Below are 26,397 nucleotides of genomic sequence, written 5' to 3' on the forward strand. Positions count from 1 at the left end.
ATCATGGATTTCGCACTCACCGACGAGCAGCGCATGCTCGAAGAGACACTGACACGCCTGGTGGCCGACCAGGTATCCCCTGAACAACGCCGCGCCCTGCTGGAAGCGCCGTCACACGCCGCCAGCCCCCTGTGGCGCACCTTTGCCGAACTGGGGCTGCTGCATATGCCGTTCAGCGAAGACGTGGGAGGGCTGGGCGGCGACGGCACCGACCTGATGATCATCATGCAGGCACTGGGGCGCGGCCTGGTCCCGGAAGCCTACCTGTTTGGGCTGGTCATGCCGGGGCAACTGCTGGCGCTATGCGGCAGTCCAGCACAGCAGGCGCGCTGGCTGGCGCCGCTGCTGGAAGGCGAGCACCAGCTTGCCCTGGCCTGGCAAGAGCACGCCGCCCGCTATGACGCGTTCGATATATCGACCCACGCGCGCCAGCACAACGGCCAGTGGCTGCTCAATGGCCGCAAGGACGTGGTCATGAACCTGGCCAATGCCGCCGCCACGCTGGTCACCGCCCAACTGCCCAATGGCCAGTTAGGCGTGTTCATCGTGCCTGCCGATGCCCAGGGCGTTTCGCAGCGCACCTATCGCACCATGGATGACCAGCCTGCCGGTGACCTGATGCTGGACGACGTGGCCCTGCCGCTGGAGCACTGCCTGAGCGAAGACGCCGGTGAGGCACTGGCAGAGGTATTGGCCCTGGGCCGGGCAGCGCTGTGCGCCGACGCCATCGGCGCCATGGAAACCGCCTGCGACCAGACGCTAGCGTACCTGAAAGAGCGCAAGCAATTTGGCCTGCCGCTGGCCACGTTTCAGGCGCTGCAGCACCGCATGGTGGACATGCACCTGCACCTGGAGCAGTCGCGCTCCATGGCGATTCTTGCCGCCACCAGCCTCTCGCTGCCCGCCCAGGAACGGGATGCAAAGCTGGCCGCGGCCAAGGCGTACTGCGGTGAATCAGCGCGTTTCATTGCCGAACAGGCCATTCAGCTGCACGGCGGCATGGGCATGACCGAAGAGTGCTACGTGGCCCACTATGCCAAGCACCTGGTCATGTTCGATCACTACCTGGGCGATAGCGACTTCCACCTCGAAACGCTGAGCGAACAGCTGGACGCCGCCTGAGGAGCCGAATATGAGTCAGCAAGCCACGCCGCTGGTACGGGTCCACCCAACGGCAGACGGTATTGCCCACATCACCATTGCGCGCCCAGCGGTGCGCAATGCCCTCAACGAGCCCACGGCCCTGGCACTCAACGAAGCCCTTGCCAGGGCGGCGGCAGACTCACAGGTGCGCTGTGTGATTCTCAGCGGCGAAGGCAGCGCCTTCTGCGCCGGTGCCGAGCTGGCAGAGTTCGAGAAAGCCTCCACACAGCCCGCCAGCGAGCGGCTGGCGACGCTCTTTCTTCCTGCGCTGCGCACCATGATGACCATGGAGAAACCGGTGATCGCAGCGGTCAGCGGTGCCGCTGCGGGGATTGGCGTCTCCTATGTGCTGGCCAGCGACATGGTGGTCATGGGCCGCTCGGCGTACCTGAAGCTGGCTTTCATCAATATTGGCCTGATTCCTGATGGCGGCGCATGCTGGCATTTGGTGCGCAAGCTGGGTCATGCCCAGGCCTTTGAAATGGCGGCGCTGGCCACCCCCATCGACGCCGAGCGCTGCGTGGCGCTGGGTCTGGCCAATCGAGTGGTGGAGGATGATCAGGTGCTAGCGGAAGCCCGAGGGCTGGCGCAGGCGCTGGTGGCGCAACCTCCCCAGGCGCTGGGAACCACCAAACGCGCCTTGCGACAGGCAGCCAACCTGTCGCTCGACGACACCTTGACGCTGGAAGGCTCGCTGCAGGATGCCTGTAAAGCCACGGAGGATTTTCAAGCGCGCGTGGCCGCCTTTCGTCAGCGCCGTCGCAGCTGATCCCGTGCTTGTTGGTAATCCACTCGCAGGGTGGCCACTTCATCGGCCACGCTGTTGAGCGTCGTGATACCGCCCACCCCCTGCCCTGCGCCCCAAATATCCCGCCATGCCTTGGCTTTGCTGCTGCCACCTGATCCATAGCGCATGGCGCTCTTGTCGCCCTCGGGCAGCGCATTCGGGTCCAGCCCGGCCAGCTCGATGCTCTGGCGAAGATAGTTGCCGTGCACGCCGGTAAACAGGTTGGTGTAGACGATATCCCCGGCAGCAGCCTCCAGCACCATCTGCTTATAAGCAGGCTGGGCATTGGCTTCCCGGGTAGCAATGAAGCGCGTGCCCATGTACACCATGTCCACGCCCAGCGCCTGCGCGGCGGCGATCTGCTCGCCTTTGGTAATCGCACCCGCCAGCACCAGAGGCCCATCGTAGAACTGCCGAACCTCGACCACGAAGGCGAAGGGGTTGAGCCGCCCCGCATGGCCGCCTGCGCCATGGCACACCAGAATCAGCCCATCCACTCCGGCATCGATGGCTTTTTGGGCGTGCCTGATCGTCGTCACATCGTGAAACACCAGACCACCGTAGGCGTGTACCTGCTCGACCACCCGGTTGGGCGCATGCAGGCTGGTGATGATCAGCGGCACCTTGAACTCTGCGCACAGCGCTACATCGTGGTCCAGGCGGTCATTGGTGGGGTGCACGATCTGATTCACCGCAAACGGTGCCGCGGGCTGCTGTGGGTGCTGAGCGTTATAGGCGTCCAGCGTCGCGATAATCTGCTGCAGCCACTCCCGAAGCACTTCCGCAGGCCTGGCGTTCAGCGCCGGAAACGCGCCAATAATCCCCGCCTGACACTGGGCAATGACCAGCTCAGGGCCGGAAACGATGAACATGGGAGAGCCGATGACCGGCAGCGTCATTGAGGCAGTCAGTTGGGTCAGCATAAGCTACTCGCTAATTGTTATTAAAAGCTGGAAGCGAAAAAAGCCCCTTTCGGGGCTTTTTAGAGGAGGTTTACAGCTTGCTCTCCAGCTCCGGCAGGATCTCGAACAGATCCCCCACCAGGCCGTAGTCGGCTACCTGGAAGATCGGGGCCTCTTCGTCCTTGTTGATCGCCACGATCACTTTGGAATCTTTCATCCCCGCCAGGTGCTGAATCGCGCCGCTGATGCCCACGGCAATGTAAAGCTCGGGGGCGACGATCTTGCCGGTCTGGCCCACCTGCATGTCGTTGGGCACGAAGCCCGCGTCTACCGCCGCACGAGACGCGCCAATGGCGGCGCCCAGCTTGTCGGCAATGCCGTCCAGCAGTTTGAAGTTTTCGCCGTTGCCCATGCCACGGCCGCCGGAGATGACGACCCTGGCACCGCCGAGCTCCGGGCGGTCGCTCTGGGCCAGCTCCTGCTTCACGAAACGGGACTGGGCGTTGTCGACGACCACGTCCACGGCGTCCACGCTGGCGCTACCGCCGCTGCCTACCGCATCGAAGGCGGTGGTACGCACGGTGATAACTTTCAGCGGGTCGTCGCTTTTCACCGTGGCGATGGCGTTACCGGCGTAGATCGGGCGCAGGAAGGTGTCGGCGCTCTCGACGCCAATCACTTCCGACAGTTGGCTGACGTCTTTCAGCGCGGCCAGCCGGGGCAGCACGTTCTTGCCGGTGGTGGAGGCGCTGGTCAGCACGTGGGTGTAGTCGTCGGCCAGGGCGACCAGCAGCGCGCCCATGGGCTCGGCTAGCTGATGGGCGTAGACGGCGTTGTCTGCCACGCGCACCTTGCTCACGCCGTCGAGTGTCGCGGCGGCTTCGGCGGCGGCCTGGACGCCTTCACCGGCGACCAGCACGTCGATATCGCCACCGATCGCCTGGGCGGCTGCCACGACGTGGGCGGTGGCGCTGGCCAGTTGGCCGTCATGCAGGTCGGCAAGTACCAGAATGCTCATGAGATCAGTTCCTTTCAAAGCGCGTTATCTAAGCACGTTGTCAAAGCACCTTGGCTTCGTTTTTCAGTTTGTCGATCAGCTCGTCCACCGAGGCGACCTTGATACCGCCCTTGCGCTCGGCGGGTGACTCGACCTTGAGCAGCGTGACGTTCGACGCGACCTCGACCCCATAGTCGGCGGGGGTCTTGACGTCCAGCGGCTTTTTCTTGGCCTTCATGATGTCCGGCAGCTTGGCGTAGCGCGGCTCATTGAGGCGCAGGTCGGTGGTGGACGATGGCGGGCAGCGTGAGGGCGACGGTTTGCAGGCCGCCGTCGATTTCACGGGTCACGTTGACCTTGTCGCCGTCTACCGCCACTTCCGAAGCAAACGTGCCTTGCGGCAGGTTAGTGAGGGCTGCCAGCATCTGGCCGGTCTGGTTGTTGTCGGTGTCGATGGCCTGTTTGCCGAGGATCACCAGACCAGGCTGCTCTTCATCCACCACCTTGGCCAGCAGTTTGGCCACCGCCAGCGATTCGACACGCTCGTCGGTCTCGATGTGGATGGCGCGATCAGCACCCAGCGCCAGCGCGGTGCGCAGCTGCTCCTGGGCAGCCTTGGGGCCTACCGTCACGGCCACGACCTCGGTGGCTACGCCCTTCTCTTTCAGGCGCACGGCTTCTTCTACGGCAATTTCGCAGAAGGGGTTCATGGCCATCTTGACGTTGGTCAGATCCACATCGGAGTGATCCGCCTTGACGCGGATCTTGACGTTGTAGTCGATGACGCGTTTTACCGCGACGAGGATTTTCATAAGGCATGCTCCCACGATTGAATCATCAGCTTTTTAGCTCTTCAGCTTTTAGGCTTAATTCCGCATAGTAAAATAATATTTCACTTTATAAAAAGAACAATAAAAAAACGCCTGCCAAAGGTCAAGCGTTTCAGACAACGAGCGCCTGCTAAAACGGCGACCAGCCAAACCAGAGCGCCAGTAGCGGAATCGACGCCACCAAAAAACGCCCATTCCAGCGATAGCCAATGCGGGTCGCGGGCACGCCGGTAAAGCGCGACAGAATCAGCATCGACGCCGTCATGGGCGACGACATCAGCGCCAGTGCCCAACCCACCATCAACGACGCCCCGATCAGCGCTGGTGTCAGCCCAGGGATGTCCAGAGTGGGCAGCAGGCCCACCAGCAGCGTCACGGTGACGATAGGGTTGACGCCTATTTGCGCCAGCCCCACGACCATCAGCATCGCCAGGACTGCGTTGAAGGTGCCCAGCGGGCCGAGCACCGCCAGCAGCGGCCCAAGCTGTTGGGTATCCACCAGGCCCACACACAGATGCCCCAGATAGCCCGCCGCCCCCAGCACCACGATCTCGTTGGCGCTGGGCGACAGCAGCCAGGGGAGCTGGCGATGAACCGCCGTTAGCGCCGCAGGCAGCCCGGCGTAACCCAGCCGACGCCGCTGCCAGGCAAGCCATAGCAGCGCCCCGCTGGGGGCTCCCAGCAGTGCGGCAATCGGCAGGCGCACGTCGAGCAGCCAGGCCAGCGAAAACACCAGTGCCACGATGCCGATCAGCAGCACACTGAACTGGGCCAGAGGGCGTAGCGAGGGGGAAACGGAGGACTTGTTGGCGGGCGGATGCGGACCCGTCAGGTAATCCACCGCCCAGCCCGCCATGAAAATCAGCCCAGCCGCTCCCAGAATGTAAGGGGCTAGCTGTAGCCAGGTGACCTGGGGAAGACTGGAAAGCACCACGGCCACCCCAATGCCCATGGGCGAAATCAGCGGGGCCAGCGAAAAGCCGCGCAATAACGCCAGCATCATACGACGCTGGCGCGCCTGCTGCACCCAGGTACGGCCTTGGGCGGCGCTCAAGGTATTGCTCTTTTCGATCATGGCGGCAAACAGGTTGAGCACGCCAATGTTCAGAATGATCCCAAACAGCGCCGACCCCAGCGAGAGAATCGGGTAGCGGCGGCCCGGGGGCTGAAGCAGCATGCTCTGGCCACAGCGGCGCACCAGACGGGAACGATAGGCGGGCAACCTGAGCATACTGAGCGCCACCACGAAAGTGGCAAAGAACGCAAAGCGTCCACTTGCCTCGAACAGCAGTTGGCCGGGGGTTGGCGAGCGCCACAGCGCCAGCAAACTCAGAAGGCCCGCTGCACACAGCAGCCCCTTGGCCATACGCGTCAACTGGCCCCGCAGGGTCGCCAGGTAGAGCAGCAGCGCGATAATGCCCACGGCCTGCCACAGCACGCTGCCCCCTACCAGATGGATCAGGGTGGCCAGTGTTACCAGCAGCAGACAGGAGACCCGCACACGGGCTGGGCTCACTCGTTTGGCTCCTCCGCCTGTGGGTCCGGCATGCCGTGAGCCGACTCGCTGCCGCTGCGGCGGCGAAACGACCCCTCACCCATGGCCACGAGGCGGCCCTGGTCATCGACGATGTCACCGCTGGTCATGTAGGTCTTTTGGCCGCCCCCGCGCAGAGTGCCCGTGGCGCGCAATACGCCCTGCCGGGCGGGCCCCACGAAGGTGGTGGTCAGAGAAAGCGTCATGCCACGACGAATGTTGCCCGGCACATCGCAGTGCAGGCCCGCCAGGCTCAGCGCACTATCCAGCATCGAGGCCAGCACGCCGCCGTGGACGTTGCCGCTGCGGTTCAGGTGCTTGGGCTCGATGGTGAGTTCCACCACCGCGCGCCCCTCTTGCCACTCGACTACGTGCATCCCCAGCAATTCGTGATAGCCCATCAGCGCCTGGGGTGTGGTCGTGTCTGTTTCGCTCATGAGGCGCTCTCCTGCTGGGCCAGATCCCGCAGCCGCCCTTTCAAAATTTTCCCGCTGGCAGTGGAAGGCAGTGATTCCATCAAGACAATTTGAGTCGGCCGCTTGTAGGGCGCCAGCCGTTCGGCAATGAAAGCTTTGAGTTCGGCCATATCGACCTCGATACCCGGCTCGCACTGCACGAACGCCACCACTTCCTCATTGCCCGCCACCTGCCGCCCCACCACGGCGGTCAGGGTGACTGCCGGGTGCTCGTTGATCACCGCTTCAACGTCCGGCGGGTAGATATTGAAGCCCGAACGGATGATCAGCTCTTTGCTGCGGCCGACGATATAGAGCCGATCGTCGTGATCCAGCCTGGCGATGTCACCGGTATTGAGCCAGCCATCTTCCGTCAGGGTGGCGCGGGTCGCCTCCGGCTGGCGGAAATAGCCTTTCATGACGTTGGGGCCACGCACCCAGAGCTCGCCCACTTCTTCTCCTGCGTTCTCGGTGGTGCCGTGACTGCCCAAGGGCTCCAACCGATACTCCAGCAGCGGCAGCACCCGGCCCACGGTGCTGTTCTGGTGGCGGTCGTCGATACGCGTCTGGCTGATGGTCGGGCTGGCTTCGGTGAGGCCATAGCCATTGTGCAGGGTCAGACCAAACGCGGCTTCGACCCGGGTCTTGGTATCGCTGTCCAAGGGTGAACCGCCTGCCGAGATATAAATGAGCGCCGGTGCTTCCAACGCCCGCTGCTCGCGCTTCAGGTACTCCAGCGCCCGAGCGTACATGGCGGGCACCCCCTGCAGTACGGTAATGCGCTCATCCTTCAAAGTGGCCAGCAGGTGCGGCGCCTCGAAGCGCGGTACGGTATACAGGCAAGCCCCGTTGTACAGCGAGCCCATGCACACCGACGAAAGGCCAAACACATGGGACATGGGCAGCACGCCATACACCCGCTGCCCTTCGTTGAGATGGCGCATGCCGCCGGAAATCGAGGCGATATACAGAATGCCACGATGGGTGAGCATCACGCCTTTTGGCGTGCCAGTGGTGCCCGAGGTGTAGATCATCGCCGCCACCTGTTCGGCACCGCTGGCTTCTACGGGCTCGGGCTCACTATCGCAGAGTGGCGAAATGGCCAGGCTACCCAGTTGAGGGTGCTGGTAACGGTCGGCTGCGTGGCGCTGGGCGTGTTGAACCGCCTCGGCAGAGGCTTCGCAGGTATAGAAGATACGTCGAGGCTGGCAATTCCCGCGAATCGCGTCCACCTCTTGCGCCGACAAGCGCGAGTTGACGATGGCTACCCAGACGTCCAGTTCACTGGCGGCCAACAGCAACACCACCAGTGCCCGACAGTTTTCACTGACCGTCATGATCCGGTCGCCGGGGCGCACGCCCAAGGCGCCCAGCCACTCGCAGGCGGCCCGAATCTCCTGGCCCAGCTCGGCGTAGCTCCAGCGGACGCTGCCATCCACCAGCGCGGGGTGATCCGCCAGGCGCCGAGCGTTTTCCAGCACGCGGGTGCTCAAGCGCTCGGGTAGCTCCGCCAGCAGTTCGCTCGCTAAGCGACCAAAGATCGTCTCGTCTGGCGCTTGGTAAGGGACCGACAGAGCCATCAGGACGCCTCCCGCACCATGTTGCGCGCGATCACCAGCTGCTGGATCTGCGTCGTTCCTTCATAGATGCGGAACAGACGCACATCGCGATAAAAGCGCTCTACGGCGTATTCCGACATGTAACCTGCTCCGCCATGAACCTGCACGGCCCGGTCGGCCACGCGGCCGACCATTTCGGCACAGAACAGTTTGCAGCAGGAGGCCAGGGTGGAGACGTTCTCGCCATCGTCCTTGCGTCTGGCGGCGTCCATCACCATGGTTTTGCCCGCATAGGCCTCGGTCTTGCTATCCGCCAGCATTGCCTGCACCAGCTGGTGCTCTGCCAGCGGCGCGCCAAACTGCTTGCGCTCCATGGTGTAGCGCAGCGACTCTTCCACTAGCCGTTCGGCCACGCCCACGCACACCGCAGAGATATGCAGCCGCCCACGGTCGAGCACCTTCATGGCAGTCTTGAAGCCCTGGCCCTCTTGACCGCCAATGATGTTCTCAGCGGGCACCCGGCAGTTGTCGAAAATGATATCGCAGGTATGCGCGCCCTTCTGGCCCATCTTGTTATCTGCCGGGCCACGAATCAGGCCTGGCGTATCGCCCTCAACGATAAACGCCGAGATACCGCCTGCGCTTTTGTTGTCCGGGTCGGTACGCGCCATCACGGTGAACAGGTCGGCTTCCGGGCCGTTGGTGATATAGCGCTTGGTGCCGTTCAAGAGGTAGTGGTCGCCATCGCGAACGGCGGTGGTGCGCAGGCTGGCAGCATCCGACCCAGAGTCGGGCTCGGTGAGGCAGAACGAGCTGAGAATCTCGCCGGTGGCCAGCCGCGGCACGTACTTGGCTTTCTGGGCATCGGTGCCATCGATCAAGATCCCCTGGGCGCCGATGCCGTTGTTGGTACCAAACACCGAACGAAACGCCGGGGAGGTCTTGCCGATCTCCATGGCTACCAAAGCTTCCTCTTCCATGGTGAGCCCGAGGCCGCCGTACTCTTCGGGAATCGACAGGCCGAACAGCCCCATCTCCTTCATCTCGGCCAGGATCTCGGGCGGCACTGCATCCTCTTCGGCCAGCCTGGCTTCATTGGGAATCAAACGCTCCCGGACGAAACGGGCAATGGTATCAACCAACTGATTCAGCAGTTCGGGATCACGGATCATGACGGCTCCTGGGGCAACGATATTTTTATGGTTGGCGTTTCCGGGGCAGTGATGCCTGCCAATGCGCTTTATCGGTGATCGACACCTCTGCCCGGCACACTGCCTCGCCTGGTTGTTTTGCATGGCGAAACCAGCGCTCACTCTCTTGTCAGGCACTTTTGCATAGCCTAGGATGGCAGTCAATAAACGAAATACTATTTTGCAATGCAGAACAAAAACGCTCGTAGCGAGGATGTTGATCCATGTCCAATGACCCAATCGCCCATTCGTTCACCACCCTCGGCATTGTCGGCACGGGGGCCATGGGGAGAGGCATAGCCCAGCTCGCCGCGCAGGCGGGTCTGAAGGTCATGCTATTTGATGTCAAGGAAGGCGCGGTGGCGGAAGCGAAAGCCTTTATTCAAGGATTATGGCAGCGCAGCGCCGACAAGCAGCGAATGACCCAGGTTCAGGCCGAGCAGTATGGCGAGCGACTGGTCGAGGCCCGCGACCTCGCCGCCCTGGCCCCTTGCGACATCGTCGTCGAAGCCATTGTCGAGAAGCTGGACGCCAAACAGGGGTTGTTTGGCGATTTGGAGAGCATCGTTCGCCAGGATGCCGTGCTGGCCACCAACACCTCTTCGCTGTCGGTGACCGCGATTGCGGCCGCCTGCCAGCACCCGGAACGGGTGATTGGCTTTCACTTCTTCAACCCGGTACCGCTGATGAAAATCGTCGAGGTGATTCCAGGGCTGAGAACGGATCACAGCGTTACCCAGCGGGTCGATGCGCTGGGGTCTGCCATGGGCCACTTCACCGCCCAGGCCACCGACACCCCCGGTTTTCTGGTCAATCATGCCGGGCGCGCCTTTGGCACCGAAGCGCTGCGTATTCTGAGCGAGAGCGTGGCCGACCCCGCCACCATTGACCGCATCATGGTCGACCAGGGCGGCTTTCGCATGGGGCCGTTCACGCTGCTGGACCTGACCGGTCTCGACGTTTCCCATGCGGTGATGGAATCGGTGTACCACCAATATTATGAAGAGCCGCGCTTTCGGCCCTCACCCCTGACCCGCCAGCGGCTTTCGGCGGGGCTGCTGGGGCGCAAGACCGGCGAAGGCTTCTACCGCTACGTGGAGGGCCAGCAGCAGATGCCAGAAGAGCGCCCCCGCCAAGCGACGCCTGCTTGCCCGGTATGGATCAGCCAGGAGGACCCGGACAGCGCCGCTCAGCTTGCCGAGCTGGTCGAAGCTGCAGGCTGGCCGCTGGAGAGCGGGCAGCAGCCTTCCCCCGAGGCGCTGTGCCTGTTGACGCCGCTGGGTGAAGACACCACCCAGTGCGCCCTGCGCCAGGGCCTGAACGCCGAGCAGTGCGTGGCGGTGGACATGCTGGCAGGGCTTGAAAAACGCCGCAGTCTGATGGCGTCGCCCGTGACCCGCGCCAGCCTCATTGAGGCCGCAGCCAGCCTGCTCAATGCCGATGGCACGCCGGTCAGCACACTTCAGGACAGCAATGGCTTCGTGCTGCAGCGGGTGGTGGCCTGCATCGTCAATGTCGGGGCAGATATCGCTCAGCAAGGGGTCGCAGCGCCTGCCACCATCGACCGAGCGGTAGAACTCGGTTTGGGCTATCCGTTCGGTCCGCTACGCATGGGCGACCACTACGGCGCCTCGCGCATCCTGACCATTTTGCACAACCTGCTGGACGCCACCGGCGACCCCCGCTACCGCCCCAGCCCGTGGCTGCGCCGCCGCGCTGCGCTAGGCATGTCCCTGACGAACGGGCCAACGGGCTGACACCCCCCAGTTACCAATACGGCTCACCCAAACAAGGAGAACAACCATGCAAGACGCCTATATCTACGACGGATTACGCACCCCTTTTGGCCGCCATGGCGGCAGCCTGGCGGCCATTCGCCCGGATGAGTTACTGGGATTGACATTAAAAGCGCTGGTGGCGCGCAATCCGTTTGCCCCTGAAAGCTACGAAGAAGTGCTGGCGGGCTGCACCAACCAGGCGGGTGAAGACTCTCGCAACGTGGCCCGCCACGGGGCGCTGCTGGCGGGCCTGCCCATCGACGTCGCGGGACAGACGGTCAACCGGCTGTGCGGCAGCGGCCTGGCCGCCATGATGGACGCCGCCCGGGCGGCGCGTCTGGGCGAAGGCGAGCTGTTCCTGGCGGGCGGAGTCGAGTCCATGTCGCGTGCGCCCTACGTGCTGGGCAAAGCCGACTCTCCCTACGCGCGCAATCAGCCCATGTTCGATACCGTGATTGGCTCGCGCTTCCCCAACCCGTGGCTTGCCAAAGAGTACGGCAGCCACAGCATGCCGGAAACCGCCGATAACATCGCCCACGACCTGAACATTGGCCGCGACGCCAGCGACGCTTTTGCCGCCCGCTCCCAGGCTCGCTACGCCCAGGCTTTGGCCAACGGTTTTTATGACGGCGAGATGTTCGGCGTCGAAGTGCCCCAGGGGCGCAAACAGCCGCCACTGATGGTGGACAAGGACGAGCACCCCAGGCCGGAAAGCACCGAAGAGAAACTGGCCAGGCTGGGTGCGCTGTTCGACAACGGCGTCGTGACCGCAGGCAACGCTTCCGGGTTGAACGACGGCGCCGCGGCGCTGATCGTCGGCACCTTGGCTGCGGGCGAGCGTGCCGGAATTGCCCCCCGCGCCCGTATCGTGGCCAGCGCCGTGGCGGGCGTTGCCCCTCGGGTGATGGGCCTGGGGCCGGTGCCCGCGTCGCAAAAAGCGCTGGCCCGGGCAGGCCTTGAGCTGGCACAGATGGACGTCATCGAAATCAATGAGGCCTTTGCGGTGCAGGTGCTGGGCTGCGTTCAGCAGCTCGGGCTTTCCGCCGATGACCCACGCCTGAACGCCAACGGCGGCGCCATTGCCATCGGCCATCCGCTGGGTGCCTCGGGCGCGCGCTTGGCCCTCACGGCCCTGCGCCAGCTGGAAGCCACCGGCGGGCGCTATGCGCTGGTGACCATGTGTATCGGCGTGGGTCAGGGCATTGCCACCATCATCGAGCGCCTGGAGCGCTGACGCAGGCCAAGCGTTGATGGCACTTTGTCATCACGCTTTGCATCGCCCCAGCGCAGGTATGCGATACTTGCTACTCAATGAACGATTAGCCGAGACGCTTGATGGAACCCACCGACGCCGCTGCTGATGAGCCGCAACCCTCCGAAAAAGACCGCAACTTCGTCACCGCGCTGGCGCGTGGGCTGGAACTGCTCCGCGCCTTTGGAACGGGCGAGGAGTACTTGGGCAATGCGGAGCTCTCCAATCGCACCCGCATTCCCCGCCCCACGGTGTCACGGCTGACCTACACGCTGACCCAGCTTGGCTACTTGCAGCATAACCGCCATCTGGAAAAGTACCGCCTGGGGCCAGGGGTGCTGGCACTGGGCTACCGCTTTCTGGCCAACATGGGGATACGCGAAGTCGCCCGCCCCCACTTGCAGCAGTTTGCCGATGCCACCGACTGTAACGTCAGCCTGGGCAGCGCCGACCGCAGCGACATGGTGTATCTGGAAACCTGCCATGGCCACGGCCCGCTGATCATTCGCCTGGACGTGGGCTCCCGGCTGCCCATCGCCACGTCGGCCATTGGGCGCGCGTGGCTATGCGGCCTGCCTGGCGAGCGTCGCCATCAGGTGATGCAAGAGCTGGCCGCGTTTCATGGCAGCGACTGGCCCCGCCTGCAGGCGGGCATCGAACAGAGCCTGCGCGACTATGCCGAATACGGCTTCTGCCTCTCCGAACAGGATTGGCAGCGGGATATCAGCGCGGTGGCGATGCCACTGATTCTGGAAGATGGTGCGGAAGTCATGGCCATCAACTGTGGCGGCTCCAGCCTGCGGCTGGATCATGATCGCCTGGTCAACAATCTTGGCCCACGACTCAAGGAGGTCGCTGCCCGCATCAAGCAGGAACTCGCCCCCAAATATGGGGCTTCACGTTAATCCCGTTGCCGGCGACCTTTCATTAACGCTCGTTTGAATGCATCATGGAGCATTAATCGCCTTGTCGGCACATGGGGAGCAGGGATGCCAAACGAGTGGGTCACGCAACACGATGATCACATAGCGCTGCACGGGGAATGGACGCTTCGCCACTATTCGGCCTTGAGAGACACGCTGAATCGACAGCAGGAGGTCTCTGAAGCGTCTATCCAGCTGCCCGGCTTCGACAAACTGGACACGGCGGGCGCCGCGCTGGTCATCGAGCTGGTAGGCGTTGACAACGCCAAGCAGGTAAATGAGTGGGCCAGCGAGCTACCGGACGCGCAGCAAGCTCTGCTGATGCGTCTGGCCGAGGCCATGGCATCCCCGCTGGAAAATGACCAACCGCGCGCCTCTCGCGTCAGCGAAGCGCTGGCTTCCATCGGTCAGCAGATGAGCGGTTTGTGGTCTCAGCAGCGTCAACTGCTGGGGTTCATCGGTCTGGTGCTGGCGGCCTTCGCCCCGCTCGTGTTTCGGCCCAGCCGCTGGCGCATCACCGCTACGGTGGCCCATGTGCAGCAAAGTGGCCTGAATGCCGTGCCCATCGTGGCCCTATTGACCTTCATGGTGGGGGCCGTGGTGGCCTTTCTCGGGGCCACGGTGCTGGAAGACTTTGGGGCCACGGTGTACACCATCGACCTGGTGGCGTTTTCCTTCCTGCGTGAATTCGGCGTGCTGCTGGCGGCCATTCTGCTGGCGGGGCGTACTGCCAGCGCCTTCACGGCGCAGTTGGGGGCCATGAAATCCAACGAGGAGATCGACGCCCTCAAAACCCAAGGGCTGGACCCCATCGAGCTGCTGGTGCTGCCCCGGGTCATGGCCATGCTGATCAGCCTGCCCCTGCTGGCCTTCGTCGGCATGCTCAGTGGCCTGGTCGGTGGCGCCATGGTCGCCACCCTCTCGCTGGATATCTCCCTGACCCAATTCATGGACACGCTCCAGAACGACGTCTCGGTGACGCATTTTCTGGTGGGCATGAGCAAGGCCCCGGTGTTTGCTTTCGTGATTGCCGTGATTGGCTGCCTGGAAGGCTTCAAGGTCAGCGGCAGTGCCCAGTCCGTGGGCACCCATACGACCTCCAGCGTCGTACAATCCATTTTCATGGTGATTCTACTGGACGCCCTGGCGGCACTCTTTTTCATGGAGATGGGATGGTAAAGGAACACCACAAGACACCCGATGACCGAGACGACCACGCGGCCATCACCGTCGAGGGGCTGGTCAACCGCTTTGGAAGCCACGTGGTCCACGAAGACCTCGACCTGACGCTGCAGCGCGGTGAAATTCTCGGCGTGGTCGGCGGGTCGGGCACCGGCAAATCCGTACTGCTACGCAGTATCGTCGGTCTCAAGAAGCCCGATGGAGGTCACATCGACGTGCTAGGCAACCGGCTCGACGAGCTGAGCGATGCCGAGCGCAGCCAGGTCGAACGGCGGTTTGGCGTGCTTTTCCAGCGTGGCGCCCTGTTCAGCTCGCTGACGCTACAGGAAAACGTCGCGCTCCCCCTCATCGAGCACGCTAAACTGTCCCGAGAAGAAGCCGAGTACCTGGCGCGCATCAAGCTGGCGCTGGTCGGCCTGCCCCCGCAGGCGGCGCGACAGTTCCCCGAGTCGCTGTCGGGGGGCATGGTCAAGCGCGCCGCGCTGGCTCGCGCCCTGGCCCTGGACCCTGACATTCTGTTTCTCGACGAACCCACCGCCGGGCTGGACCCGATTGGGGCCGCCGCCTTCGATCAGCTGCTGGTCACCTTGAGAGACGCCCTGGGGTTCAGCGTCTTTCTGGTCACCCACGACCTGGACACGCTCTACGCCGCCTGCGACCGCGTCGCGGTGTTATCCCAGAAGCGCGTGCTGGTGGCCGACACCCTGGAGAAAGTCGCCCAGACCGACGACGAGTGGATACAGGACTATTTCAATGGCCCCCGTGGACGCGCCGCGCAGCGCTCTGCTGAACCGACTTCCCGCGAGGAGTGAGACACATGGAAACCCGCGCGCACCATATCATGATCGGCTTGTTCACCGTGCTCACGGCAGCCGCTGCCCTGCTCTTTGCCCTATGGATGAGCCACGCGGCGGGCGAGCGCGACTACCAGCCCTACCGCATCCTGTTCGAGCGCAGCGTCAGCGGCCTGGCGGTGGGCAGCAAGGTGCAGTACAACGGCATCGAGGTAGGTGATGTCACCGAATTGAGCCTCAATCCGGATGACCCCCGCCAGGTGCTGGCCAGTATCCGTGTGTACGAAGACACCCCGGTCAAGGCCGATACCCGGGCACGTCTGGCCTTTGCCAGCATTACTGGCAGCATGTCCGTTCAGCTGCATGGCGGCACGCCGGAAACCCCGCGCCTGCTGGACCAGAGCGATGACGACATGCCGTTCATTCGCGCCGACCCGTCGCCGATTGCCACGCTCTTCGAAGAGGGCGAAGAGATGATCGACAACATCAACGCCATTCTGAAAAACGTCAACGAGCTGTTCAGCGACGACAATCGCCAGGAAGCAGGCAACATTCTCACCAACGTTGCCCAGATCACCGACATGATTGCCTCCCAGCAGTCTGCTCTGGACGAGAACATGGCCCTGTTCGGGGAGGTCTCGCGTCAGGCCACCGCCACCCTGGAAAGCATCGAGGTCCTAAGCCAGGAAGCGCATTCGCTGCTCAGCCGCGAAGGCCGAGAGGTCATGCAGAGCGCCGAGAATGCCAGCCGCGACGTGGCCAACGCCGCCCAGCGCATCGAACAGCTGGTGGAGGACAATGCCGGTGCCGTGGAAAGCACGCTGCAAAGCACCCGCGATATTGCCCCGGCCCTGGCGGCGCTGCGCGCCACCCTGACCACCCTGGATCGCATTACCCGCCAGCTCGAAGAGAACCCCACCAACTTTTTGCTGGGCCGTGACCAGATAGAGGAGTTCCGCCCATGATGTTCAAGACCCTGCGAGCTAAAGCCCTGCAAATCAGGCCCCTTCGAACCGGGGCCCTGCGAATCAGCCCCCTGCGTACAGGCGCCCTGCTGATCATTCTGGCCACCCTGACGGCCTGTTCGATCCTGCCCGACAACGAACCGGCCACGCTTTATCGGCTGCCGGCCGTAGACACCTCAGGGCAGCCGAATGCAGCGGCCACCCACGCCATGACGCTGGGCATCGCCACGCCAGAAACGGGGCACTTGCTGGGCAGCAACCGCATGGTGGTATTTCCGGAAGGCAACGTGGTGAACGTCTACGAAGGCGCACGCTGGCACGAGGACGCTCCGGACATGCTCAAGGCCCGGCTCATCGAAGGCCTGCAGGCCCAGCAGCGGTTTGCGAGCGTCGGCAGTGATCGCCTGCCCCACGACCTGACCCTGCTCAGCGAGCTGCGCCACTTCCAGAGCGAATACGACGATACGCCGCCCAGCGTCAACGTGCAGCTGGATGTACAGCTGGTTGACAGCAACCGCGCGCCCTTGGCGACCAGCAGCTTCGCCATACGCAAGCGTGCCAGCAGCGTCGCCATTGCCGACGTGGTCGATGCCTTCGGCGCAGCGTCCGATGACTTGAATCAGCAGTTGGGCGAGTGGCTGACCCGCGAGGTAACCCGCTAACGCGGATCGATTGCCCCACCGCTCAGCTTGCGCAGATAGTCGCGCGGGTCTCTGGGGTAGTAGTGGGCAGGCTGGCACGCCAGGTGGGTAAAGAACCGGGTGTCCTTGTAGGGCATTTTCATGAAGCCCGACACCCCCAGCCCTTCGATCTGATTGACGCTGTCCAGCATGTGCGCCAGCAGCGCAGAGAACGCCTGCTCTCGGCGCGGGTCCAGCAGACGGTAGTAGCTATGAATCTTCAGGTGTCTGGGCAGCGCCTCGAAGATGATCATGCCGGTATGGTGGATGTCATTGAGCTGCTCCAGCAGGGCCATGATGCTTTCGGGCAATACCAGCAGCTCTTCGGGATCCGGACCATCTTCGAAGTAGCTGTGCTGGCGGGTGCGATCCTCCATCTCCGGCACGGCGCTCACCTCGTACCCGATGGTCATGCCCGGCTGCGCAGCGAACGATGCGTCGGCGCTTTCCCGCTCCAGGTGCAGCGTCTGCCGCGCATTGAACAGGCAACTCTTGAAAATACCCTGGCGATGGATGGCCCGCGCCAGATGCACCATGTTATTTACCGCTTCGGTAAAGGCGGGCTTCAGGTCGGGGTCGTGCAGATTGAGCGACGAGTCGATATAGACGCCCTCCCGCTCCCAGCGCACGGCCAGCCCGCCCACCACGGGGTATTTGCCCAACCGGCTCACCGACGCCAGAAAGGCTTTCTCGGTGTCGCCCATGCCCTGCATGAACTGCTTGTAGTAGCGGTCCAGCTGCACGTCATTGACGTCATTGAGGGTTTCTTCGACGCTGGCCTCGCGCAGAAAGGCCTTGCGAGAGCTGTACACCACGGTGTCGATCTCCCGGCGCTGGCGATGCCCCCAGATCGGCACCAGGGGCGGCGGCGGCACGGCAGGCAAGTCGATCATCACGGTTCTGGCCATACGCGGCATTTCACGAATGAAGTGATCCCCCGCGCGGCGGCGAATGGCCGGGTCGGCATCCAGCAGCCCATCCAGCGTGCGGGCAAACTCGATGGGCAGGCCCAACGCACTGGCCGGAATCGCTCGGCAGCCAAAACGGCAGGACTGCGCCGATGCCAAGGCATACAGGGTTCCCGCCACCCCCTGTTCGTCGAAACGCGGCGATGACAGCGCGCCGTTGAGCTGCTCTTCGCCGATGAAGTAGACGTCGCCCAACCGCGCGTTGGTCTGCTGCAGGTTATCCGACATCAGCTCCATCACGTTGGCACCGACGAACTGCAGCGCCGCATCCAACTGGGCAAAGACCGACGACCCCCAATCGATCAGGGCGATGCTTTCCCTGCTGGCGTCGAACACCAGGTTGGAAGGCTTGATGTCGCCATGCACCACCGGGCGGGCATGGGGGCCGGTTTCCCGGCGCAGGGTGACCAGAATCTCTGCCAGCTGCGCGGCAATATGCACCACCAGGCGCGGCGAGAGCCGCCCCTGGCGCAGCGATACTTGCTCGAGATTCCAGCCGGGCGCGCGCTCCATGACCAGAATGGACTGGCCGCGCACGCGCTGATAGGCGATCAGCCCGGGAATCAGAGGGTGGCTGACCTGATCGAGCATGAACGCCTCTTCTTCGAGGCGCTCTTGCAAGTGGGTAGGCAGCGTGATGCGCGAGAACTTGAACACATAGTGGGTGGGCTGCCCCTGCTGCTGAGCGCTGCCCGCAAACACGAAACCATAGGCCCCCTTGCCAATCAGCTCGATGTCCCGGTACCCCAGCTGCACCAGCTGAGCCTGGCACAGCGCTACCCAGTCTTTCAGCTTGCGCGCATCGTGATGGCTCAGCAGATAGACCGACTGCTCCTCTGGAATATAGAACTGCTGTAGCGCTGCCTGGCTCATGGGGGCAATGGCCTTGGATCAGGCCAAATGCAGCAGCATGGTCTCTGGCGCTTCCAGAGACGCTTTCCAGTGATTGCAGAAGCGCGCAATGGTGCCGCCGTCGATGAAACGATGGTCTCCCGCCCAGGTCACGGTCATGATGGCGCGTCGCTGCACGGCGCCCTCGGCATCGAAACGCGGCAGCCACTGGGTCTTGCCGATGGCCACGATGGCCGCTTCCGGGGCGTTGATGATGGGAGCGGCGTAGGTGCCGCCCAGAGCGCCAATATTGGAAATGCTGATGGTGCCACCCTTGAGGTCCGCCTGATCCACACGACCTTCCCGCGCCGCCTGAGTCAATCGGCTCACCTCCCTGGCAATGTCCAGCAGGCTCAGCTGCTCCACCGCCTTCACGTTAGGCACCAGCAAGCCCGCCTTGCTGTCCACCGCCATGCCGATATTGCACTGGGCAAAATAGTGCAGCTCGTCCCCCTCGGCATTGAGCTGCGCATTGAGGATGGGGTGCTCGGCCACGGCCAGCGCCAGCGCCTTCATGAAGAAGGGCATCAGCGTCAGCCGCTCCCCCAGCGCTTCTACCCGGGGCTTGAGGCGCTCGCGCAGCGCCAGCAGTTCGGTGACATCCACCTCTTCCCCATAATGAAAGTGCGGTATGGTCGTCGCGGCTTCTACCATGCGCCGAGCCATGACGGCGCGCACGCCGCGCAGGGGCTCGACCCCGGGCGGGCCCTGACTGGCCCGCCGCCGGTTTCCCTTGGGTGTGAGGGGCCGTGTCGCTGGGCGCAGTGTGGCTGGACTTCACATGCGCCAGCACGTCTTCCTTCAATACGCGGCCATCCTTGCCGCTACCGGCAATGTCCGCCAGCACCACCCGATGCTCGCGCACCAGCCGTCTGACGGCCGGGCTAGCCGGGGTTTTCACCGGGCAGGCTGGCCCTTCCGTTGGGCACTGTGGCGCCGATTGTTCGACGCTGGGCGATGGCGCGGAAGGTGGCGTTTTGCTGATATCAGCAGCGTCGCTGGCAGGGGAACGGGGGTTCTCTGAACTCTCTTCTGCAACCTCTTCTGCACCCTGATAGGCGTAAAGCGGCGCATGCACCTTGGCGATTTTCCCTTGGGGCACATACAGTTTGGTCACCGTGCCCGCTTCGGGCGCAGTGATCTCCACCAGCGCCTTGTCGGTCATGACCTCGACGATGGGCTGGTCTTCTTCGATGGTGTCGCCTTCGGCCACTCGCCACTCCACCACTTCACACTCGACGATGCCTTCACCGATATCCGGTAGTAAAAAATCACTCATGTCCGTTCTCCCTTGCGTCAAAAATTCACGCTTTCGCGAATCGCTTCAAAAATTTTCAGATGGTCCGGCAGGTACTCTTTCTCCAGGATCAGCGGGAAAGGTGTATCCAGTCCGGTCACCCGAGTAATCGGCGACTCCAGATAGAGAAAACAGCGCTCCTGTATCGTGGCGGCGATCTCACCGGCAAAACCTCCGGTCAGCGGCGCTTCGTGGCTGACGATCATACGACCGGTCTTGAAGACCGACTCGGCAACGGTATCCACATCCCAGGGCAGCAGTGAACGCAGATCGATGACCTCACAGGCAATGCCCTGCTCTTCGGCCAGCTCGGCGGCCTTGCCGATCACCTCCATTTGCGCCCCCCAACCCACCAGGGTGATATCGCTGCCCTCCCTGACGACCTCGGCCTCACCAATGGGCAGCTGATAGTCGTCTTCGGGCACCTCGCCCACGGCGGCCCGGTAGAGGCGCTTGGGCTCCAGAAACAGGACCGGGTCGGGGTCACGGATCGCCCCCAACAGCAACCCCTTGGCCTGATAGGGGTTGCGCGGCACCACTACCTTGAGGCCCGGCGTGTGGGTAAAGTAGGCTTCCGGCGACTGAGAGTGATACAAGCCACCCGAGATGCCGCCGCCATACGGCGTGCGGATGGTCAGGCCGCCCACGTTGAACAGATCGCCAGAGCGGTAGCGGAACTTGGCAGTTTCGTTGACGATCTGGTCGAAGGCGGGAAAGATGTAGTCGGCGAACTGGATCTCCGCCACGGGCACCGAGCCCTGGGCAGCCAGACCGTTGGCAAAGCCGATGATGCCCTGCTCCACCAGCGGCGTGTTGAAACAGCGCGCCTTGCCATACTTCTCCTGCAAATGGCTGGTCGCTCGGAATACCCCGCCAAAAACCCCCACGTCTTCACCAAAGCAGATGACCTTGTCATCTTCCGCCATGGCGATGTCCAGGGCGTTATTGATGGCCTGCAGCATGTTCATGGTACTCATACTAGGCATCTCCCTGTGCGTCGTGGGCCGTCGATACGCTGGGGTCCAGCGACTGAGCGCCGCGCGGGTAGGCATCGGGATAGCGGCGAATGTGCCGTTTCAACTGATCCAACTGGCGCTGCAAGGCAGGCGTCACATCGGCATAGACATCGGTGATCAAGGAGTCCAGCGGCGGCGGCGGACGCTTTTCGGCGCGCTTCATGGTCTCCAGCACTTCTCGCCGCAGGCTCTCCTGCTGGCGGGACTCCTCATCGTCGCTCCACCACTCTTTACTCACCAGCCAGCGCTGCAGGCGCAATAGCGGGTCCTTGACTCGCCACGCCTCCTCTTCGCTCTTGGCACGGTAGCCCGATGGGTCGTCCGAGGAGGAGTGCGCCGCCAAGCGATAGGACATGGCTTCGATCAGCACCGGCTGATGCTGCTCCACGGCTATCTTGCGCGCCTGGCGGGTGGCTTCGAAGACGGCCAGGGCGTCGTTGCCATCCACGCGGATGACGTGCATGTGATAGCCGAACGCGCGCGGGGCAATGCCATCGGCGGCAAACTGTTCGGTGGCGGGAGTCGAAATGGCATAGCCATTGTTGCGACAGAAGAAAATGACCGGCACCTGATGCACCGAGGCCATGTTCAGGGCGGCGTGGAAGTCGCCTTCCGAGGCAGCCCCTTCACCGAAGAACGTCAGGGTACAGTGGCCTTCACCCGCGAGCTTCTGGCCGTAAGCATAGCCGGTCGCCTGGGGAATCTGAGTGGCCAGCGGCGAAGAGATGGTCATGTAATGCAGCTTGCGGGAACCATAGTGGATCGGCATCTGCCGCCCCTTGCCATAGTCCAGCTCGTTGCCAAACAGCTGATTCATGAACTCGTCGATGGAGAACCCGCGATACATGAGTGCGCCCTGTTCACGGTACTGCGCCATGATCATGTCGGCATCGTCCAGGGCTGCGGTGGCACCCACCACCGCGGCCTCTTCACCGGTACACTGCATGTAGAAGCTGAGCCTGCCCTGGCGTTGCGCGGCCATCATGCGCTCATCGAGAATACGCGTGGCCAGCATGGCCTGGTAGAGCCTGCGGGCGTGATCGCGGCTCAAGGTGGGTTCATCGGCACCTTCATAAAGCTCGCCCTCGGGGCTGAGCACGCTGAAAGTGTCTATGGTGAATTCGTCGCCGGTCATGAAGGCCGGCTGATGTACGAACTGAGTCATCGTTATTGTCCTTGTTTTTACCCCTTTTGAGGGCAGTGTTGTTGGTGATGACCGTTTGTGCCAGTGGATTTATCTGACACACGTCAACGCAACACTTGGACAGTAACGCAGTCTCCCGCCATTAGGGATTCAACTTAAGACGCAGATCGGCGTGCAAGGCGTTGTTGGAGGGCGTTGAAGGCACTATCGACACTGAGCGCCAGCAGGGCAATCGCTAGCGCCCCCTGGACGATGTACGCCATGTTGCCATTGACGATTCCCGCGATGATCGGGTCACCCAGATTACTGGCCCCCACGGTCGCGCCCAGCGCCGCCGTGGCAATGTTGATGGTGACCGAGGTGCGAACGCCCGCCAGAATGACCGGCATGGCCAGCGGCAGCTCGACATGACGCAGCAGCTGCCAGGGCGTCATGCCCATGGCGATGGCCGCCTGTTTGACGTTGGGGTCTACTTCGTTGATGCCCGTCAAGGTATTGCGCACGATGGGCAGCAGCCCATACAGCATGAGCGCCACGATGATCGGCAGCGTGCCAAAGCCCAGTACCGGCACGGCCAGCGCCAGCACCGCCACGGGCGGGAACGTCTGGCCCAGCGACGAAAGCTGAGCAACCAGCGGCAGGAAATCCCGCCCCCTGGCCCGGGTGACGGCAATGCCTGCCGAGACGCCCACCAGAAGCGTGACTAGCGCGGCCACGCTCACCACCAGCAGATGCCGGGCCAGCAAATCGACAAAATCGGCACGTCCGTAGATGACCTGCCGCGCATTGGGCTCTACCCAGCGAAACAGCGGTTCCAGAGTGGGCATGGCCAACACCAGCACCAGCAACAAGGCCACCCAGGCCAGTGGCCAGCCCCACGCGGCATAGCGCGAAGCGGTGGAACTCGCGGGGACAGCGCTCGAGGTGGCTGAGGTCGAAGACGCAGAGCGAGATGGATCCGGCATCACGTTAGGGTGCCCCTGTCCAACTGGGCTTCCTTGACGATTCTACGCAGCGACAGCTCGCCTATGGGCACATCGTTTTGGTCCACCACGGTCAAGCGGTCGCTGTGGTCACGCAGCATCATGGAAAGCCCCTGCCGCAACGAAAAGTCAGCGGGAATACGCGACTGGGCTGGCAGCGTGGGGCCCAGAGACGCCATGTGATCCTTGACGCGCGTCAGCCCCGCCTGCTTGAGCCCCCGCTCCAGCCCGCCCAGCAGGGAATCGACGAAGGGGTCGGCGGGATGCTGCAACAGCGCCAAAGGCGTGCCCTGCTGGACGATACGCCCCTCGCGCATGACGACCAGGTGGTCGGCCAGCTTCAGAGCTTCATCCATATCATGAGTCACCAGCACCACGGTCTTGTGCAGCCGAGCCTGCAGGCGGGCCAGCTCATCCTGCAGCTTGTCTCGGGTGATCGGATCCAGGGCTCCAAACGGCTCGTCCATCAGCAGGATATCGGGGTCTGCGGCCAGCGCGCGGGCCACCCCCACACGCTGCGCCTGCCCGCCGGAAAGCTGATGCGGGTATTTGTGTGCAAACTCGCCCACCGGCAGCCCCAGCAAACCCATCAGCTCTTCGACACGGCGGCTGACCTCGGCAGGAGCCCACTTCAACAGCCGCGGCACCAGGCCAATATTGCGCGCGACGGTCCAGTGCGGGAACAGGCCGGTGCTCTGGATGACGTAGCCAATACGGCGGCGAAGTTTGACCGGGTCGTAGTGCTCTATCGCCTGGCCATCCAGAATGATGTCGCCACGGGTGTGCTCGATCAGCCGATTGATCATGCGCAGAGTGGTGGACTTACCGCATCCGGAGGTGCCCACCAGGGCACAGAACTTGCCCTTGGCCACCCGCAGTGAAATATCATCCACCGCCGTTTCGTCGCCAAACTGCTTGGAGACATGGGAAAGCTCGATCATTGCTGTCCTCCGGGGCGTAGCGCTTCCGCCAGCGCCCCTAATGCTGCATCCACGATCAGCGCCAGCACCAGGATTGGCAGCGCACCCAGCAGCACCATGTCCATGGCCGCCTGCCCCAACCCTTGAAAAATGAAGGTGCCAAGTCCTCCGGCACCAATCAGCGCCGCCACCGCCGTAAGCCCGATGGCTTGCACGGCGGTGACTCTTACCCCTTCCAACAACACCGGCAGCGCCAGCGGTAGTCGCACCTGCCAGAACCGCTGCGGGCTTCGCATTCCCATGGCCTTGGCCGCTTCCAGGGTTTCTGCACTGACCTCCTCCAGGGCAACGTAAGTATTACGCACCATGGGCAGCAGACTGTAAGCAATCAAGGCGATCAGTGCCGGGGCATTGCCAATTCCACTGACGCCCATGGCTGCCAAGGCAGGCACGTTGGCCGCCAGCCACGCCAAGGGGGCCAACAGCAAACCGAACAGCGCCAGGCTGGGAATCGTCTGCAGAAAATTGAGCAGCCCAAAGGCGACGGTTTGCAGGCGCCGGTAGCGGCGCATCAGCATGGCCAGCAGCATGCCCAGCACGACGCTGACGCTCACGGCACTGCTGACCAGCACGATATGCTGGCTCAACGCACGATAGAACTGCCGCTCCCGGGCCTGAAACTCCTGCACCAGGGCCAGCGACTGCAATCCGAAGGCAGCGCACAGCCACCACAAGGTGCCGATGCCGAGCAGCAGCAGCGCTGTCCACCAGCGGGATAGCCCAAGCCGCAGGCGTACTTCCACCAGACACAGCAACAGCACGAACAGCACCGTCCAGTAGGCTGTCCCGATGCCTAGTCTGGCCTGAGGCGCATCCGGGGGTATCAGCCAGTGCCCGGCGACCATCAGGCCAAACGGCATCAGCAGCAGCGTCAGGGTAATCACCCCCAACAGCGCCCGATAATGGCGCGTGCTGGGCAGCCAGGCCAGGGCGGCCATGGCGATGAACAGAAGCGATACCAGTGCGCCACCGGGCCAGCCGATGGCCGCCACCATCCCAAACCCCGTTCCCGTGACGATCCGATTGGGCGCCACGGTCACCAGATGGAAAGACCAGGCGGCCACCAGCATGACGGCACTCAGGCACAGCAGTACGACATTAGGTTGCCAGCGGCGCCGAATGGCCGCTGGCGATGGCAGTGCGTCGATCAACGACATTCATCAGTCATCCAGGCTATCGAGATATTCGCGGGCCACCTGGTCGGCAGAGCGACCGTTGACGGCCACGTCCGCGTTGAGGGTTTGCAGGGTCACCAGGTCCAGCGTCGCAAACACGTCATTGAGCAGGCCTTCGATGTCGGGATACTGGGCCAGCACGTCTTCTCGTATCACTGGCGCAGGCTGGTAGACTGGCTGTACGCCTAGGGTATCCTCCAGCACCCGCAGCCCCAGCGCGGTGAGCCCGCCATCGGTACCGTAGGTCATGGCACCGTTGACGCCGCTGGTTTGCTGGGCGGCTGCGCGCATGGTGGCGGCGGTATTGCCTCCGGAGAGCACCAGCAGCTGATCATCGCTCAACTCGAAGCCGTAGGCGTCCTGAAACGCCGGCAAGGCCTGAGCCGATTCGACGAATTCGGCACTGGCCGCAAACTTGAATTCGCCCCCATCGGCTAAATAGCTGGCCAGGTCTTCCAGGGTGTCGAGCCCATGGGTCTCGGCGACATCCTGACGAATGCTCATGGCCCAGGTGTTGTTGGCACTGGCTGGCTGCAGCCAGATCAAGCCTTGTTCTGCATCCCGCTCACGAACGGTCTGATAGGCTTCATCAGCACTGTTCCACACCGGGCTATCGGTCATATCGAAAAAGAACGCCCCGTTACCGGTGTACTCTGGATAGACATCGATTTCAGCCGCCAGCAGGGCATTTCTCACCACGCTGGTTCCCCCGAGTTGCAGGCGGTCCTGGGTGGCAATCCCATGGCGCTCCAGGGTCTGGATGATCAGCTCTCCCAACACCGAGCCTTCCGTATCGATTTTGGAAGAGACCACCACCGGCTCGCTGGCCTGGGCCGCCGCGAGCACCGTCGAGGTAACGACCACCGTGGACAGACAGGCGGTCAGTAGGGGGGTTAGCAATAGGCGCATGGGGTCATCCTTTGAGTGAGCATCCTGAGGGTGTCGCTTCAGTATACGAGGCAACTGCGTTGA

Annotated in this window: 22 protein-coding genes and 2 pseudogenes; 9 read left to right on the forward strand and 15 right to left on the reverse strand. The window is 63.1% G+C overall.

Translation table 11 applies throughout. The features are described 5' to 3' along the window. Positions 1 to 3: 3 nt before the first annotated feature. Both HSS18214_RS0103420 and HSS18214_RS0103425 read left to right on the forward strand, forming a co-directional pair. A complete protein-coding gene (locus HSS18214_RS0103420) occupies positions 4 to 1,122 on the forward strand; it encodes an acyl-CoA dehydrogenase family protein (protein WP_016913904.1) in 1,119 nt (372 codons plus the stop codon). A 10-nt stretch (positions 1,123 to 1,132) separates the two neighbouring features. Next, positions 1,133 to 1,912, forward strand: coding sequence for an enoyl-CoA hydratase/isomerase family protein (locus HSS18214_RS0103425; RefSeq protein WP_016913905.1), 780 nt, complete (start codon positions 1,133 to 1,135; stop codon positions 1,910 to 1,912). Here HSS18214_RS0103425 and HSS18214_RS0103430 read toward each other — a convergent pair. The 7 genes and pseudogenes from HSS18214_RS0103430 to HSS18214_RS0103460 all read right to left on the reverse strand — a co-directional run bounded on the left by HSS18214_RS0103430 (position 1,894) and on the right by HSS18214_RS0103460 (position 9,379). Beyond that, entirely contained in the window at positions 1,894 to 2,853 is a 960-nt protein-coding gene (locus HSS18214_RS0103430) for an NAD(P)H-dependent flavin oxidoreductase (RefSeq protein WP_016913906.1), read from the reverse strand. The genes HSS18214_RS0103425 and HSS18214_RS0103430 overlap by 19 nt on opposite strands. Positions 2,854 to 2,923: 70 nt before the next feature. Continuing rightward, positions 2,924 to 3,850 (reverse strand): electron transfer flavoprotein subunit alpha/FixB family protein, encoded by a 927-nt coding sequence (locus HSS18214_RS0103435; RefSeq protein WP_016913907.1) that lies wholly within the window; start codon positions 3,848 to 3,850, stop codon positions 2,924 to 2,926. Positions 3,851 to 3,890: 40 nt separating this feature from the next. Then, positions 3,891 to 4,641, reverse strand: a pseudogene (locus HSS18214_RS17810) (electron transfer flavoprotein subunit beta/FixA family protein). A gap of 148 nt (positions 4,642 to 4,789) precedes the next feature. Continuing rightward, positions 4,790 to 6,175: a hypothetical protein gene (locus HSS18214_RS0103445; protein WP_016913908.1), complete on the reverse strand. Its 1,386-nt coding sequence runs from the start codon at positions 6,173 to 6,175 to the stop codon at positions 4,790 to 4,792. Next, on the reverse strand, positions 6,172 to 6,630 hold the full coding sequence (locus HSS18214_RS0103450; protein ID WP_016913909.1) for a PaaI family thioesterase: 459 nt from the start codon (positions 6,628 to 6,630) through the stop codon (positions 6,172 to 6,174). The genes HSS18214_RS0103445 and HSS18214_RS0103450 overlap by 4 nt, the downstream gene beginning before the upstream one ends. Then, the gene (locus HSS18214_RS0103455; protein WP_016913910.1) at positions 6,627 to 8,228 is read right to left on the reverse strand and encodes a class I adenylate-forming enzyme family protein; all 1,602 of its coding nucleotides are present in this window, start codon (positions 8,226 to 8,228) and stop codon (positions 6,627 to 6,629) included. The genes HSS18214_RS0103450 and HSS18214_RS0103455 overlap by 4 nt, the downstream gene beginning before the upstream one ends. Further along, the gene (locus tag HSS18214_RS0103460; RefSeq protein WP_016913911.1) at positions 8,228 to 9,379 is read right to left on the reverse strand and encodes an acyl-CoA dehydrogenase family protein; all 1,152 of its coding nucleotides are present in this window, start codon (positions 9,377 to 9,379) and stop codon (positions 8,228 to 8,230) included. The genes HSS18214_RS0103455 and HSS18214_RS0103460 overlap by 1 nt, the downstream gene beginning before the upstream one ends. A 242-nt stretch (positions 9,380 to 9,621) precedes the next feature. Between HSS18214_RS0103460 and HSS18214_RS0103465 the strand changes: the two genes are divergently transcribed. The 7 genes from HSS18214_RS0103465 (at position 9,622) to HSS18214_RS0103495 (ending at position 16,953) form a co-directional block, all read left to right on the forward strand. Next, entirely contained in the window at positions 9,622 to 11,154 is a 1,533-nt protein-coding gene (locus tag HSS18214_RS0103465; protein ID WP_016913912.1) for a 3-hydroxyacyl-CoA dehydrogenase, read from the forward strand. Between the two features lie 46 nt (positions 11,155 to 11,200). Then, positions 11,201 to 12,409, forward strand: a complete 1,209-nt coding sequence (locus HSS18214_RS0103470) for a 3-oxoadipyl-CoA thiolase (RefSeq protein ID WP_016913913.1) — start codon at positions 11,201 to 11,203, stop codon at positions 12,407 to 12,409. A 101-nt stretch (positions 12,410 to 12,510) separates the two neighbouring features. Next, positions 12,511 to 13,332, forward strand: coding sequence for an IclR family transcriptional regulator (locus HSS18214_RS0103475; protein ID WP_016913914.1), 822 nt, complete (start codon positions 12,511 to 12,513; stop codon positions 13,330 to 13,332). 84 nt (positions 13,333 to 13,416) lie between these two features. Beyond that, complete coding sequence (locus HSS18214_RS0103480; RefSeq protein ID WP_016913915.1) at positions 13,417 to 14,529, forward strand: MlaE family ABC transporter permease; 1,113 nt, start codon at positions 13,417 to 13,419, stop codon at positions 14,527 to 14,529. After that, on the forward strand, positions 14,523 to 15,344 hold the full coding sequence (locus tag HSS18214_RS0103485) for an ABC transporter ATP-binding protein (RefSeq protein ID WP_016913916.1): 822 nt from the start codon (positions 14,523 to 14,525) through the stop codon (positions 15,342 to 15,344). The genes HSS18214_RS0103480 and HSS18214_RS0103485 overlap by 7 nt, the downstream gene beginning before the upstream one ends. 5 nt (positions 15,345 to 15,349) lie before the next feature. Further along, positions 15,350 to 16,291, forward strand: coding sequence for an MlaD family protein (locus HSS18214_RS0103490; protein ID WP_016913917.1), 942 nt, complete (start codon positions 15,350 to 15,352; stop codon positions 16,289 to 16,291). Further along, positions 16,288 to 16,953: an ABC-type transport auxiliary lipoprotein family protein gene (locus HSS18214_RS0103495; protein WP_016913918.1), complete on the forward strand. Its 666-nt coding sequence runs from the start codon at positions 16,288 to 16,290 to the stop codon at positions 16,951 to 16,953. Before HSS18214_RS0103490 ends, HSS18214_RS0103495 begins: the two co-directional genes overlap by 4 nt. On the opposite strand, the gene HSS18214_RS0103500 is transcribed toward HSS18214_RS0103495, so the two are convergent. The 8 genes and pseudogenes from HSS18214_RS0103500 to osmF all read right to left on the reverse strand — a co-directional run bounded on the left by HSS18214_RS0103500 (position 16,950) and on the right by osmF (position 26,334). Then, entirely contained in the window at positions 16,950 to 18,812 is a 1,863-nt protein-coding gene (locus HSS18214_RS0103500; RefSeq protein ID WP_016913919.1) for a protein kinase domain-containing protein, read from the reverse strand. The two genes, HSS18214_RS0103495 and HSS18214_RS0103500, sit on opposite strands and share 4 nt — an antisense overlap. A gap of 18 nt (positions 18,813 to 18,830) precedes the next feature. Further along, positions 18,831 to 20,109: pseudogene (locus HSS18214_RS19760) on the reverse strand (2-oxo acid dehydrogenase subunit E2). Between the two features lie 17 nt (positions 20,110 to 20,126). After that, entirely contained in the window at positions 20,127 to 21,104 is a 978-nt protein-coding gene (locus HSS18214_RS0103510) for an alpha-ketoacid dehydrogenase subunit beta (protein WP_016913922.1), read from the reverse strand. Position 21,105: 1 nt separating this feature from the next. Beyond that, positions 21,106 to 22,308 carry a thiamine pyrophosphate-dependent dehydrogenase E1 component subunit alpha gene (locus HSS18214_RS0103515; protein ID WP_016913923.1) on the reverse strand — a complete coding sequence of 401 codons (1,203 nt, stop codon included), beginning with the start codon at positions 22,306 to 22,308 and terminating at the stop codon, positions 21,106 to 21,108. 134 nt (positions 22,309 to 22,442) lie between these two features. After that, positions 22,443 to 23,252: an ABC transporter permease gene (locus tag HSS18214_RS0103520; protein WP_016913924.1), complete on the reverse strand. Its 810-nt coding sequence runs from the start codon at positions 23,250 to 23,252 to the stop codon at positions 22,443 to 22,445. Next, a complete protein-coding gene (locus HSS18214_RS0103525; RefSeq protein ID WP_016913925.1) occupies positions 23,252 to 24,211 on the reverse strand; it encodes an ABC transporter ATP-binding protein in 960 nt (319 codons plus the stop codon). Before HSS18214_RS0103525 ends, HSS18214_RS0103520 begins: the two co-directional genes overlap by 1 nt. Further along, a complete protein-coding gene (locus HSS18214_RS0103530; protein WP_016913926.1) occupies positions 24,208 to 25,407 on the reverse strand; it encodes an ABC transporter permease in 1,200 nt (399 codons plus the stop codon). The genes HSS18214_RS0103525 and HSS18214_RS0103530 overlap by 4 nt, the downstream gene beginning before the upstream one ends. A 3-nt stretch (positions 25,408 to 25,410) precedes the next feature. Next, positions 25,411 to 26,334 (reverse strand): glycine betaine ABC transporter substrate-binding protein OsmF, encoded by a 924-nt coding sequence (gene osmF, locus HSS18214_RS0103535; RefSeq protein WP_016913927.1) that lies wholly within the window; start codon positions 26,332 to 26,334, stop codon positions 25,411 to 25,413. Positions 26,335 to 26,397 lie beyond the last annotated feature (63 nt).

The sequence above is a fragment of the Vreelandella stevensii S18214 genome, from assembly GCF_000275725.1.
Lineage (GTDB): Bacteria > Pseudomonadota > Gammaproteobacteria > Pseudomonadales > Halomonadaceae > Vreelandella > Vreelandella stevensii.